We start from the raw sequence: 13,108 nt of genomic DNA, 5'->3' as shown, positions 1-13,108 counted from the left end.
GTCAGCGGTCCTTGGGATCGAGCGCGTCGCGCAGACCGTCGCCGACGAAGAAGAAGGCGAACATGGTCACCATGAAGAAGGCGAGCGGGAATAGGAGTTGCCAAATCGTGCCGTAGCGCATGTTTTTTGCACCTTGGGAAATAAGATCGCCAAGGGAGGTCAAGGGTGCCTGCACGCCGAGGCCAAGGAACGAGATGAAACTTTCCGTCAGGATCATTTCGGGCACAAGAAGCGTGGCATAGACCGCGACGATACCCAGAAGGTTCGGCACGATATGTCGCAAGATAATTGTGAACCCACGAACCCCTGCCGCCTGTGCTGCCTGAATGAACTCCCTGTTTTTCAGGGTGAGCGTCTGGCCGCGAACGATCCGCGCCATTGACAGCCAGGACAGCAGCCCGATGCCCAGAAACAGCATGCTGAGCGAACGTCCGAACATGACGAGCAGAAGAATGATGACGAACATAAACGGGATCGCCAACAGGATATCGACTATGCGCATCATGATCTGGTCAGTGCGGCCGCCAACATAGCCCGAGACAGCGCCGTACAAGGTACCGACGATCACCGAGATCGACGCACCGACAAGTCCGACGATGATGGATATTCGCGTGCCCTGTGCCGTGCGCGCGAAAAGATCCCGTCCTTGGTCGTCCAGGCCGAAGTAATTTCCAGACGCCAAGGACGGTCGTCCGAGGTGAAGCACGTCGCCGCTTCGAGAGAAGTCAATGTAGTCGTATGTGCTGACCGCAAACATCTCGCCAAAGAAAGCGAACGCCGAAACAATGATGAGAAGGAACATCCCGGCAACCGCTGCCTTATTTCTCATGAACCTGATGCGTGCGTCGGTCCAGGGCGAGCGGCCCTTGACCTCGTCCATCGCCAGCCGTTCGGCCAGCGCGCCCATGTCGATTGCTGACAGAACCATGGCTCAATACCTGATCTTGGGGTCGATCCAGGCGTAGAGGATATCGACCAGTAGGTTGAAGATGATGGTGAGGAAGCCGACGAGAAGCGTGATGCCCATCATCACCGCGTAGTCGCGGTTCAAGGCACTGTCGACGAAGGCCTTTCCGATGCCGCCGGTCGAGAAATACATGTCGACGACGACCGATCCGGTGATCATCGCCACGAACGCCGGTCCAAGGTAGGAAATCACCGGGATGAGCGAAGGTTTCAGCGCATGGCGCAGGATGACCTTGTGTTCCGGCAGGCCCTTGGCGCGGGCGGTGCGGACATGGTTCGAGGTCAGGACCTCCAGCATCGAGGAGCGCGTGATGCGGGCGATCGAGGCCATGTAGCTGGTCGCCAGCGCGATGACTGGCAGGATGACATGGCTCAACTCGCCGCCCTCCCAGCCGCCGGCGGGCAACCAGCCGAGCCAGAGTGCGAAGACAAGGACGAGGATCGGCGCCATCACGAAATTCGGCAGCACCTGCGCGCCGATCGAGATACCGACGGCGATATAGTCGATCCAGGTATTCTGGCGGATCGCGGCGATGACACCGAGCAGAACGCCGCTGACCACGGCGACCACGAAGGCGATCGAGCCATAGTGCAGCGTGACCGGGAAGCCCTGGGCGATGATCTCGTTCACATCGCGGTCCTTGTAGACGAAGGAGGGGCCGAAATCGAAATGGGCGATGATCCCCCAGACGTAAGAAACCATCTGCCGCCAGAGCGGTTGATCAAGGCCGTATTTGGCGTTGAGGTTCGCCAGCACTTCCGGGGGCAGCTTCTTTTCATAGGTGAAGGGCCCGCCCGGGGCGGCGTGCATCAGAAGGAAGGAGAGGACCATCAGGACAAGGAGTGTCGGGATGGCCACCACCAGACGCTTGATGATGTAGGAAAACATGAAAGACCCCCATGCGCACGGGAAATGGCCGAAAGCGGCCCCCGGGGTTCGGGGGCCGCCTCGGTCAGAAGATCAGATGATCACTGGGCGACGCGGTAGAGGTCTTTGGCGTACCAGGTCTGCTGCACGTTGTTCTGCGGCAGGCCCTTGAGGTCCGGCTTGATCATGTCGACCTTGGCGTAGTGGTAGATCGGGATGATCGCCATGTCTTTGGCCAGGATTTCCTCGGCCTTCGTGTAATCGGGGCCGGGATCGGCCGCGGTCTTGGCGTCTTTCAGCAGCGCGTCATATTCGGCGTTCGAATATTTCGCATCGTTGTTGCCCGAATAGCTGGCCCAGAGGTCGAGGAAGGTCGAGGCCTCGTTATAGTCCGCGCACCAGGCGTAGCGGGCCATTTCGAAGTCGCCGGCATTCATCTTGTCGGTGTGGACCTTCCATTCGAAGTTCTGCGGGGTCATTTCGACGCCGAGCTTCTGCTTCCACATTTGCTGGACGGCGACCGCGATCTTCTGGTGGGCTTCCGAGGTGTTGTAGTTCAGTGTGATCTTCAGCGGGTTTTCCGGGCCGAAACCGGCTTCCGCCAGCAGCGCCTTGGCCTTTTCGTCGCGCTCGGCCTGGGTCCAGTGCGAATAGTCGATGTCGGGCATGGTGAAGCCGTTCATCGCCCAGTGGGTCCAGCTGTAGGCAGGCTTCTGGCCGCCCTGCAGGATGTTGTTCACCACGATGTCGCGGTCGAGCGCATAGGACAGTGCCTCGCGGACGCGGACATCCTTCAGTGCTTCGTTGCCCTTACCTTCGGCGAGGTTGAAGATATAGGTGTAGGAGCAGGAATAGGGCGTCGAGGTCGCCTCGTCCGGGAACTCTTCCTTCAGGCGCGGATACTGGCCGGCCGGAACGGTGGTGCGGTCAAGCTCGCCGGCTTCGTAACGGGTCAGAGCCGCGTTCTCGTCGTTGATCGTCAGGCCGGTGACCGGCGACATGACGGTATGGGCGGCATCCCAGTAGCTGTCGCTCTTCTCCATCACGATCTTTTCGCCGACGATATGGTCCTTCAGCGTATAGGCGCCGTTGCCGACGAAATTGCCGGGCTTGGTCCAGTCGGCGCCGAATTGTTCAACCACCTTCTGGTTGACCGGGAAGACCGACGTATGGGTCAGCATCTTCGGGAAATAGGGCAGCGGCGCGAGGATCTTCACTTCCAGCGTATGATCGTCGATCGCGGTGACGCCCAGTTCCTCGGGCTTCTTCTCGCCCGCGGTGATCTCGGCACCGTTCACAACCTGCATCAGCTCCATGTACCAGGCATATTCCGACGCGGTCGCCGGATCGGCCAGGCGGCGCCAGGCATAGACGAAGTCACCTGCGGTCACCGGATCGCCGTTTGACCATTTCGCCTCGGGGCGCAGGTGGAAGGTGTAGGTGGTCAGGTCTTCGGAAATGTCGTGGCTGAGCGCGACGCCCGGCACCAGATTGCCGTCACCATCCTCGTTATAGAGCCCTTCGACGAGCGAACGGACCGCGTCGCTGTCCTCGACCGAGGAAACGATCTGCGGGTCGAGCGACTTGATCGCGTCGAGCATCCAGTAATTGTAGGCCTGGTTCTCGGCCAGCGCGGTGCCCTCCGGCACGTTCGCGGCAACCGCCGGAATGGCGAGCGTGGCACTGAGAATGGTGGAAAGTAGCAGCCTCTGTTTCATAGGGGCCTCCCTTGTTATCTGGTGGGTCGCCTGCCTGTCCCGCATGGCGAAAGTGGGAGGAGAGTAGTCGCCTCACGCGGGGTGACAAGCATATTTCGGTGCAGTCTGCCGCAAACCTCGCGTCAATATGACGGAGGGATCGGTCAGATTGCGCTAGAGGTCGGATGTCCTGTTTGCGACGGTTCAGGATTACCTAGCGTCCACTTGCGAGTTGATTCCCTGAAAACAATCCATTCGCACAATGGTCCCAATCGGCCCGATCTCTGCCATTTTTGGGCCATTTCCGGCGAGTAGAACTGGCTCAGGGGCGCAGAAAGGCGGATTGAAATGAAAATTCTGACTATGCTTCTGGCGCCCTTTGCGCGCCGCAAGTCCGAAGAGGCTGATACATTTGAACTGCGCCTCCAGTCCCTTGAAAAGGCCGAGCAGCGCCGTCGCCGCCCGGCCAAGGCACAGCCCGACCTGTTCCGCCGCGCCCGTATGGCCGCCTGAAGAGATTGCGCTGTCCGGCCGTCAGAAGTTGATTGTGACGCCGGGCAACTCCAGCGCCTTCATCAGGTCGCGTACTTCCTGACGCGCTGCGACGTTCGAGATGTTCAGGCTCTCGACCCCCACATCGCGCAGGTCGAGAAGCGTCAGGCCCCGCGGGAAAAGCTCGCGGAAGATCACCCTCTCGGAAAATCCCGGCGCCACGCGGAAACCGATGCGCTTCGACAGTTGCTCCAGCGCCTCGCCCACCTTCTTCTTGTTATGCATTTGCTGCGCCCCAAGACGGTTCCGCAGCACGATCCAATCGATGGGCTTCAGCCCTGCCCGCGCCCGCAGCTGGCGCGCCGACCAGACCATTTCAGAATAGATCGAAGGGCCAGTCACGCGGCTGGTGTCAGGGTCGATCCGCGCCAGAAGGTCGAAGTCAATGAAACTGTCATTCAAAGGCGTGATCAGCGTGTCGGCCAGCGAATGGGCAACCTGGCTTAGCCGCGTATGGCTGCCGGGGCAGTCGATGATGATGAAGTCGCAATCCCGCTCCAGCCCCGCAACCGCGCCGGAAAGCCGCCGGTCGAAGGCGTTCTCGCCGGGGGCAAGTGCCGCCTGATCCACTTCGGGCAGATCGCGGTAATCGGGGGTGGGCAGGCTGAGGCCTTCCTTGCGCAGGTAGGCCAGCCGGTTCTCGACATAGCGCCCGAAGCTGCGCTGGCGCAGGTCGAGGTCAAGCGCGCCGACCCGGTGCCCCATGCGGCAAAGCGCGGTCGCCACATGCATGCATGTGGTCGATTTGCCCGACCCGCCCTTTTCGTTTCCCACGACGATGATATGCGCCATGTTCGCCCTTCGCTTGTATCGGCCCCCTCATGCCAACGTCTGCTCTCTATGATCAGAAAGCTGCGAAGGAAAGGGTTTTGGCGCCCTTCCCGAAAGGAAATGGGTCTGGTTCGCGCGATCAGGGGGCGATCAGGGCCTTGATCAGCGCCTGCGCCTCCGGCCCGTCCCAGACCGCATCACCCGTCAGGCGCGCAATCTCTCGGCCCTCCCGGTCAACGATCAGGCTGACCGGCAGGCCGAGAACGCCCGAGGCGCGCGAGAAGGTCATGTCCGGGTCGCGCAGGATCGGCAGGCGGGTGATGCCTTCTTCTGCGAAGAGCTTGTCGATGGCAGGCAGGGGATTGCGACCGGTGGCAATGGTGACGACCGCGAAATCCTCGCCGCCAAGCGCCGCATCAAGCCGGTCGAGCGAGGCAAGCTCCGCCCGGCAGGGCGCGCACCAGGTCGCCCAGAAGTTCACGAGGATGACCTTGCCCTTGAATTCTCCAAGGCTGCGCGGCGCGTCGGTTTCATCAATGAGCGCCGCCTCTGGCAGGGGCAGCGGCGCCTCTGCCGGAACCAGCCGCGCCATGCCGCCGGTCGCGAAGGGCTGAAGCGCCTCGGCGGGTCTATCCAGCGCCATTTCCGCGCGGGCTCCGTTTGCACCGAATGCGAGGGCCGTGTAGAGGACGAACCGGACGAGAAACCGCATGATACCTCCGAAAGGGCCGGCCATGACCGACCAGAAAACCTCCAAGGCCGCGAATGCGATGTGGGGCGGGCGTTTCGCCGCCGGGCCGGACGCGATCATGGAGGCGATTAATGCCTCGATCTCGTTCGACCGGCGGCTCTACGCCCAGGACATCGCCGGCAGCCGCGCCCATGCCGCGATGCTCGCGGCTAATGGCATCCTTACTGATAAGGACGCCGACGCGATCGGGGAAGGGCTGCTCACGGTCTTGTCAGAGATCGAGGGCGGAAAGTTCGAGTTCAGGACGGCGCTTGAGGACATTCACATGAATGTCGAGGCGCGGCTGAAAGAGGTGATCGGCGAACCGGCCGGGCGGCTTCATACGGCGCGGTCGCGGAACGATCAGGTGGCGACCGATTTCCGGCTGTGGGTCCGCGATCAGTGCGATCAGGCCGACGAGGCGCTCGGCGCGCTTATCGTCGCGCTTCTCGCGCAGGCCGAGGCGGGCGCCGATTGGGTCATGCCGGGCTTCACCCACCTGCAAACCGCACAGCCGGTGACCTGGGGCCATCACATGATGGCCTATGTCGAGATGTTCGCGCGCGACCGGGGCCGGTTCCGCGATGCGCGGGCGCGCATGAACGAGTGCCCACTTGGCGCGGCGGCTCTGGCGGGCACCAGCTTCCCCATCGACCGGCATATGACGGCGAAGGCGCTGGGTTTCGACCGCCCGATGGCAAATTCGCTGGATGCGGTCAGTGACCGCGACTTCGCGCTGGAATTCCTGTCGGCGGCGTCCATCTGCGCCGTCCATCTGTCGCGCTTCGCCGAAGAGCTGGTGATCTGGTCGTCGGCCCAGTTCCGCTTCGTCACGCTTTCGGATCGCTTCTCGACCGGCTCCTCGATCATGCCGCAGAAGAAGAACCCCGACGCGGCGGAGCTGATCCGGGCCAAGATCGGCCGTATCCTCGGCTCGACCATCGCCCTCTTCACCGTGATGAAGGGTCTGCCCTTGGCCTATTCCAAGGACATGCAGGAGGACAAGGAACAGGTCTTCGATGCCGCCGATACGCTGATGCTGGCGCTTGCGGCGATGACCGGAATGGTGGCCGACATGACGGCGAACCGCGCCAGTCTGGAAAAAGCGGCCTCCAGCGGTTTCTCGACCGCGACCGACCTCGCCGACTGGCTCGTCCGCTCGCTCGGTCTGCCCTTCCGCGAGGCGCACCATGTCACCGGGTCGCTGGTGGCTTTGGCCGAAAAGAAGGTCTGCGACCTGCCCGATCTGAGCCTTGCCGAGATGAATTCTGTCCATGACGGCATCACGCAGGAAATCTATTCGGTACTCGGCGTCCATAATTCGGTCGCCTCGCGGCAAAGCTATGGTGGCACCGCGCCCGCACAGGTTCGCGCCCAGATCGCCCGCTGGAAGAAGCAGATCGGATGATCTGTTTCAGGTTGAGCGCGCTTCTGCCGATCGCCTGTCTGGCGGCTCTTGCCGCCTGTTCCCAGCCGCGCGCCCATGCCAATGTCCGCCTCACGCCGGACGGGGTGAAGGTCGCCCCGTCGGTCAGGACAAACCTTTTGGGAGTCGGAGTGACGATCTCGCAATGAGTGCAAAAATAGCTTCCAGCCTTCTGATTCTCGGCCTTCTCGCCGCCTGCGGCGCGGACGGGCGACCCACTGCGCCTGCGCAGAAACCGGGCGTAACCATCACCGGCACCGCTAAGGTCGGAATCGTCGGCGGGTCCTGACCCCTCAGCCCTTCACCAACGGCACGACGCGCGGCGCCTCCGGCGCGGCGATCTCCTCGAAATCGAAATTATCGAGCCTGTGGGCGCGTTTCCCGGCCTTGTCGGCGGAGATCTTGATCTCCTCGATATCCTTCGCCGCCTGACCAAAATGTCGGTCGAGGTTCTGGACGCGCTCCGAAAGCCGTTCCACATCGCCGTGCAGAAGCGCCAGTTCCTTGCGGATCGCGCCCGCCTGTTCGCGCATCCGCGCATCCTTCAGGATCGCGCGCATCGTGTTCAGGGTGGCCATGCAGGTGGTGGGCGACACGATCCAAACTTTGGCCGCGAAGCCTTCGCGCACCAGTTCGGGGAAATTCGCGTGCAGTTCGGCATAGACCGCCTCTGACGGCAGGAACATCAGCGCGCCGTCGGCGGTTTCGCCCTCGATCAGGTAACGTTCGGCAATGGCCTTGATATGGTTGCGGACCGCGATCCGCATCATCCGTTGCGCCTCGATCAGCTCGGCATTGTTCCCGGCCCGGCGCAGCGCCTCATAGGCTTCCAGCGGGAACTTGGAATCGATGACGATCGGCCCCGGCGGGTTCGGCAAATGGATAAGGCAATCGGCGCGGCGGCCGTTCGACAGCGTCGCCTGAAAGGCATAGGCGTCCGACGGCAGCGCCTTGGTGACGATATCGTTGAGCTGGATTTCCCCGAAGGCGCCGCGGGTCTGCTTGTTCGAGAGGATGTCCTGCAGTGACAGGACGTTCCCGGAAAGCTTCTCGATATTGGCCTGCGCCTTGTCGATCGTCTCCAGCCGCTGCTGCAACTCGCCCAACGAGCGCGCGGTGCGGGTGGCGGTGCCGTGCAGCGTCTCGGTCATCCCGCGCGACACATCCGCCAGCCGCGCCTCCATCAGCTGCAGAAGCTTCGCCTGCGCTGCGGCGGAGGCCTCGGACACATGGTTGAGACCACCCGCAAGCTGATGCTGGCCATCCGACAGCGACTGCACCCTTTGGCCAAGAGCGCCCATCTGGTGCAAGAGCGGCTCGGAGAGCCGCGAGGCGCGGACGGCGGAGCGGAGCGTGAGGAAAAGGAGGGTGAAAAGCGCGAGGAGGAGTGCCGCCCCCACGAGCGCCGCGATCACCTTCGGATCGTCGAAAGCATAAGTCTGGCCGAAGATCGTGATCATGTCCGCCCGAACAGCCTTTCGATATCGGAAAGCTTCAGTTCCACATAGGTCGGCCGCCCATGGTTGCACTGGCCGGAAAGGGGCGTCGCCTCCATCTCGCGCAGAAGCGCGTTCATCTCCGCGGGCCCCATCCGGCGGCCGGAACGGATCGAGCCATGGCAGGCCATGCGGGAAAGGATCGCGTCGATCCGCGCGCCAAGCGTGCGGCTTTCGCCTTCGTCGGCAAGTTCGTCGAGGATGTCGCGCAAAAGATCGGCGGCGGACAGGGGCCCGAGGATTGCAGGCGTCGCGCGGACGGCGACGGCACTGCCGCCGAAGGGTTCGACCGAAAGCCCGAGGCTGTCGAGCGCTTCGGCATGGTCAAGGATCAGCGCCGCGTCGCCGGCGGAAAGCTCGACGATCTCCGGGATCAGCAGCGCCTGCGCCGCGACGGCGCGTTCGGCCCTCTGGGCCTTCAGCCGTTCATAGACCAGCCGTTCATGCGCCGCATGCTGATCGACAATCACGATCCCGGTTTCAGTCTGGGCGATGATGTAATTCTCGTGCAGCTGCGCCCGCGCCGCGCCCAGAGGATGCGCGGCGGGCGCCTCGTCGTCCGCCTGCGGCGGCTCTTCGGCCCGCTCGTACCGCGCAGAGGCTTCCGCGAAGCCGGAGGCGAGCGGTGCCTGAAAGGCCAGGCTGCGGTCGAGCACCGCGGCCTTCGGCCGCCCGCTCTGCCAGAGGCGCGGTGCCATTGGTTCGGGCCGCATGGCGCCAAGCGTCAGGCTCGCAACTGTCGAAGAGGCGCGATGCCCGCCTTCAGCGAGCGCATGGCGGAGCGCCGAAACGATGAGGCCCCGCGCGATGGCCGGTTCGCGGAACCGGACCTCGGCCTTCGCCGGATGGACGTTCACGTCGACCCGCGTCGGATCGAGGGTCAGGAACAGGCAGGCCGCCGGATGTCGGTCGCGGGGCAGCACGTCCTGATAGGCGGCGCGGAGTGCGCCGAGAAGAAGCTTGTCGCGCACCGGGCGGCCGTTCACGAAGAGATATTGCTCGACCGCCGCGCCCCGCGAATAGGTCGGCAGCGCGGCATAGCCGGTCAGGCTGATGCCCTCGCGTTCCGCCTCGATCCTGAGCGCATTTTCGGCGAAATCGGCACCGATGAGTGCGCGAAGCCGCAGGCGCAGCGCATCGAAGAGGTCGCCTTGTTCGGCGTCGGCGCGGAAGATAAGCCTGCCCTCGCCCCCGCCAGAGATATCCCGCAGGGTGAAGGCCACCGACGGCTCCGCCATGGCGAGCCGCCGGACCACATCGCCGATCGCCTGCGCCTCTGCCCGGTCGCTGCGCAGGAATTTAAGCCGCGCGGGCGTGGCGAAGAAGAGGTCGCGCAACTCCACGACCGTGCCGCGCGCCAGCGCTGCCGGCCGCACCGGTACATCGCGCCCGCCGTTGACCGCGATCTCTGCCGCCTCCTGCCCCGCGGCACGCGAGGTCACCTTCAGCCGCCCGACCGCGCCGAGCGAGGGCAGCGCCTCGCCCCGGAAGCCGAACGTGTGGATGTTCAGAAGGTCCGAGCCGTCGATCTTCGAGGTCGCGTGGCGCGCGAGCGCGAGCGGCAGGTCTTTGGCCGTCATGCCGCAACCGTCGTCCGTCACCCGGATCAGGGTCTTGCCGCCATCGGCATAGGCTACATCCACCCGGCCAGCCCCTGCATCGAGTGCATTCTCCACCAGCTCCTTCACGGCCGAAGCGGGGCGCTCCACCACCTCGCCCGCCGCAATCCGGTTGACCGCAGCTTCATCAAGCTGGCGGATCACGGGCCGGGAATCGTGCATGTTGGGGTCTTGGGCATTCATGCCCCAAGCTTTAGCATGGGTCGGGAGATTCGGCCACGGTTCGTTCCGGCGCCGTGTCGGGGTTCAATTGGTACTCCCCAGCCCTGCGGGGCGGCCGACTATCGTGAAAGTCAGCTGATCGGGCTTCATCCTCTCCCGCGCCACGCGCTTCACATCCTCAAGCGTCACCGCCTCGATCTTTTCATTGCGATGCGCGGGATAGTCGATCGGGAAGCCGTCCATCTGCATGCCCACGAGGATGCGCGCGATATTGTCGTTGCCGTCGAAGCGCAGGGGATAGGAACCTGTCATGTAGGTCTTCGCCGCCTCGAGCTCTTCAGCCGTCACGCCGTTCGCCGCCACATCGGCCCAGACCTCGCGGATCACCGTTACCGCCTCGGCGGCCTTTTCATTCGACGAAGCGAGCGAACCCTGCCAGCTGTCGGCAAGGTCCATGTTCACCAGATCGGTCGAAACGCCATAGGTCAGCCCGCGCTTTTCGCGCACCTCGGTCATCAGCCGCGCGGTAAAGCCGCCACCGCCGAGGATCTGGTTCAGCACATAGGCGGGGTAATAGTCCGGGTCCTGCCACGGCACGCCGGGCTGGCCGAAGAGGATCACCGATTGCGGCGTATCGAAGGGCACCACCGTAACGCCGCCCGCGAAAGCCGGTGTCACCGGGCCGGGCAGCGGCGTGCCCGTCGCAGGAAGGTCGCCGAGGAGCCCGTCGATAAGCTTGCCGAGCTCTTCGCCAGTTATGTCACCGACGACCGAGACGTAGAGCCGGTCGCGCGCCATGGTCGCCGCCTTGGCGGCCAGAAGATCGTCACGGGTCAGGGCGGCGGCGCTTTCCGCCGTACCGAGGTCGGACGAACCATAGGGATGGTCGCCGTAAAGCGCTGCATCCATCGCCTCGCGCCCAATATCGTCGGGCGAGGTGGCTTGCGACTGGATGATCGACTGGATCTGCCCCTTCACCCGGTCGATCGCGTCCTGATCGAAGCGCGGATTGATCAGCGCGCTTTTCAGTAGCTTCACCACCTCGTCGCGGTTCTCGGTCAGCATCTGCACCGATACCGTTACCGCATCGGCATTCGCGTCGAACCCGATCCGCGCCGCCAGCTCCTCCCGCCGTTCGGCAAAGCCCTTGGAATCGAGCCCGTCGGCGCCCTCTTCCAGCAGCGCGGCCATCAGCATCACCGCCCCGCGCCTGTCGGGTGCGTCCAGCGAGGTGCCGCCCCGGAACCTCAGTTCCAGCGCGGTGAAGGGGATGCCATGTTCCTCGACCAGCCAGGCCTTGATGCCGCCGGGCGAGGTGACCTCGGCAATCTTCACCTCGGCCAGAGCGGGCAGGGCGAGGGCGGAAAAAACCGCAGCGAACAGGAAACGGATCATGGCAGCTTCTCCTCGGCGCCGGTGCGCATCGCCCAGCCGGTCACCGCATGGCGGCGGTCAAGCACCTTGCGGGCCACAGTGATCACATCCTCGGCTGTGACCTTCTGCAGGACGTCGGGCCAGGCCTCCACATCCGCGATCGTCAGGCCAGAGGTCAGCGCCGCACCGTAATCCTCGGCGAGATCGCCAACATTGTCGCGCCGGTAAATCAGTTCGGCCTTCATCTGGGTTTTCAGCCGCGCGAACTGCGCCGGATCGACGCCGTTCTTCAGCAGATCGTCCAGCACCTTGTCCATTGCTGCCTCGACGGTCGAAAGGCTGACACCGGGCGCCGGCACGGCATAAAGACCGAAGGTCGTATCGTCGAGCGAGGTCGCGTCATAGCCCGCGCCTGCGGATACCGCGATCTTCTGCTCGAAGGTCAGCGCGCGTGACAGCAGCGAGGTCTGGGCATTGCCACCGAGAAGTGCCGCGAGGAAGACGAGCGCTGCCGCTTCTTCCTGCGCGCCCGCGTCGCGTTCAGGCGCGAGATAGCGGCGGGTCACATAGGGCTGCGCGATATTCGGGTCGCTGAACGAAAGCCGCCGTTCGGCAAGCTGCGGCGGTTCGGCCGGGCGGGCGCGTTCGGGGACGCCGGCGCTGGGCGCGAGGGGGGCATAGTATTTTTCGGCGAGCGCCTTGACCTCTGCCGGATCGACATCGCCCGCAACGATCAGGATTGCATTGTTCGGCGCATAGTATAGCCCGTACCAGTCCAGCGCATCCTGCCGCGACAGCGCCGCCATCTCGGCCCGCCAGCCGATGTTCGGCGTGCCGTAGGGGTGGTTGAGATATTGCGCCGCATCCATCTGTTCGGAAAAGAGCGCCTCGGGCGAGGAATCGATGCGTTGTGCGCGTTCCTCCAGGATTACTTCCCGTTCCGTCGCCACATCCTCTTCAGTCAGTGTCAGGTTGCGCATCCGGTCAGCTTCCATGCGCATCACCAGTTCCAGCCGGTCAGCAGCGAGGCGCTGGAAATAAGCGGTCTGGTCGGACGAGGTGAAGGCGTTGTCATAACCGCCCTGCGCCTCGACGATCTGCGAAAACTGGCCGTCGGGAACCGCATCGGTGCCCTTGAACATCAGATGTTCAAGAAAATGGGCGATCCCGGACGTGCCGCGCCTTTCGTCGGCCGATCCGGCCCGGTACCAGACCATATGGGTGACGACCGGCGCGCGGTGATCCTCGATCACCACCGCCTGCATGCCATTGTCGAGCGTGAAGGTCGTGACCTCGTCGGCGAATGCGGCGCTTGAAAGGGCGGCGGGCGCGGCAAGAAGGCCAAGGGCCAGGCCGCAGCTCAGTCGCAGCATAAGAGATCCTCCTGAAGTCCTGCCACCCGTTCTAAGGGTGAAAGCGGCAAGCTCAAGTCAGGAAATCGTGTCCA

The 13,108-nt window shown here is 63.8% G+C and carries 12 protein-coding genes; 3 read left to right on the top strand and 9 right to left on the bottom strand.

The genetic code is table 11. From position 1 onward, the window contains the following. Position 1 precedes the first annotated feature (1 nt). From OU426_RS15770 to OU426_RS15760, 3 genes are all read right to left on the bottom strand, one after another. On the bottom strand, positions 2-928 hold the full coding sequence (locus OU426_RS15770; RefSeq protein WP_420712606.1) for an ABC transporter permease subunit: 927 nt from the start codon (positions 926-928) through the stop codon (positions 2-4). 3 nt (positions 929-931) lie between these two features. Then, the gene (gene oppB / locus OU426_RS15765; protein ID WP_267635028.1) at positions 932-1,855 is read right to left on the bottom strand and encodes an oligopeptide ABC transporter permease OppB; all 924 of its coding nucleotides are present in this window, start codon (positions 1,853-1,855) and stop codon (positions 932-934) included. Between the two features lie 80 nt (positions 1,856-1,935). Beyond that, positions 1,936-3,552, bottom strand: a complete 1,617-nt coding sequence (locus tag OU426_RS15760) for a peptide ABC transporter substrate-binding protein (RefSeq protein WP_267635027.1) — start codon at positions 3,550-3,552, stop codon at positions 1,936-1,938. Between the two features lie 327 nt (positions 3,553-3,879). On the opposite strand from OU426_RS15760, the gene OU426_RS15755 reads away from it, so the two are divergent. After that, the gene (locus tag OU426_RS15755; RefSeq protein WP_267635026.1) at positions 3,880-4,044 is read left to right on the top strand and encodes a hypothetical protein; all 165 of its coding nucleotides are present in this window, start codon (positions 3,880-3,882) and stop codon (positions 4,042-4,044) included. A gap of 21 nt (positions 4,045-4,065) precedes the next feature. Here the strand turns inward: OU426_RS15755 and OU426_RS15750 are convergent, their stop codons facing one another. Both OU426_RS15750 and OU426_RS15745 read right to left on the bottom strand, forming a co-directional pair. Then, on the bottom strand, positions 4,066-4,875 hold the full coding sequence (locus OU426_RS15750) for a division plane positioning ATPase MipZ (RefSeq protein WP_267635025.1): 810 nt from the start codon (positions 4,873-4,875) through the stop codon (positions 4,066-4,068). Positions 4,876-4,993: 118 nt separating this feature from the next. Next, positions 4,994-5,566, bottom strand: coding sequence for a TlpA disulfide reductase family protein (locus OU426_RS15745; RefSeq protein ID WP_267635023.1), 573 nt, complete (start codon positions 5,564-5,566; stop codon positions 4,994-4,996). 22 nt (positions 5,567-5,588) lie between these two features. Here OU426_RS15745 and argH point away from each other — a divergent pair, with 22 nt between their 5' ends. Together argH and OU426_RS15735 are read left to right on the top strand one after the other, a co-directional pair. Further along, positions 5,589-6,992, top strand: a complete 1,404-nt coding sequence (argH, locus tag OU426_RS15740; protein WP_267635022.1) for an argininosuccinate lyase — start codon at positions 5,589-5,591, stop codon at positions 6,990-6,992. After that, positions 6,989-7,159 (top strand): hypothetical protein, encoded by a 171-nt coding sequence (locus tag OU426_RS15735; RefSeq protein ID WP_267635021.1) that lies wholly within the window; start codon positions 6,989-6,991, stop codon positions 7,157-7,159. The genes argH and OU426_RS15735 overlap by 4 nt, the downstream gene beginning before the upstream one ends. Positions 7,160-7,303: 144 nt before the next feature. On the opposite strand, the gene OU426_RS15730 is transcribed toward OU426_RS15735, so the two are convergent. From OU426_RS15730 to OU426_RS15715, 4 genes are all read right to left on the bottom strand, one after another. Continuing rightward, entirely contained in the window at positions 7,304-8,470 is a 1,167-nt protein-coding gene (locus OU426_RS15730; protein ID WP_267635020.1) for a DNA recombination protein RmuC, read from the bottom strand. Next, entirely contained in the window at positions 8,467-10,308 is a 1,842-nt protein-coding gene (gene mutL / locus OU426_RS15725; protein ID WP_267635019.1) for a DNA mismatch repair endonuclease MutL, read from the bottom strand. The genes OU426_RS15730 and mutL overlap by 4 nt, the downstream gene beginning before the upstream one ends. Before the next feature lie 63 nt (positions 10,309-10,371). Then, a complete protein-coding gene (locus OU426_RS15720) occupies positions 10,372-11,679 on the bottom strand; it encodes a M16 family metallopeptidase (RefSeq protein WP_420712607.1) in 1,308 nt (435 codons plus the stop codon). Next, positions 11,679-13,034, bottom strand: coding sequence for a M16 family metallopeptidase (locus OU426_RS15715; RefSeq protein ID WP_267635017.1), 1,356 nt, complete (start codon positions 13,032-13,034; stop codon positions 11,679-11,681). Before OU426_RS15715 ends, OU426_RS15720 begins: the two co-directional genes overlap by 1 nt. Positions 13,035-13,108 lie beyond the last annotated feature (74 nt).

It is taken from the genome of Frigidibacter sp. RF13, from assembly GCF_026626305.1.
In the GTDB taxonomy this organism is placed as follows: domain Bacteria; phylum Pseudomonadota; class Alphaproteobacteria; order Rhodobacterales; family Rhodobacteraceae; genus TMP-24.
This window is presented reverse-complemented; position numbering and strand designations above follow the sequence as displayed.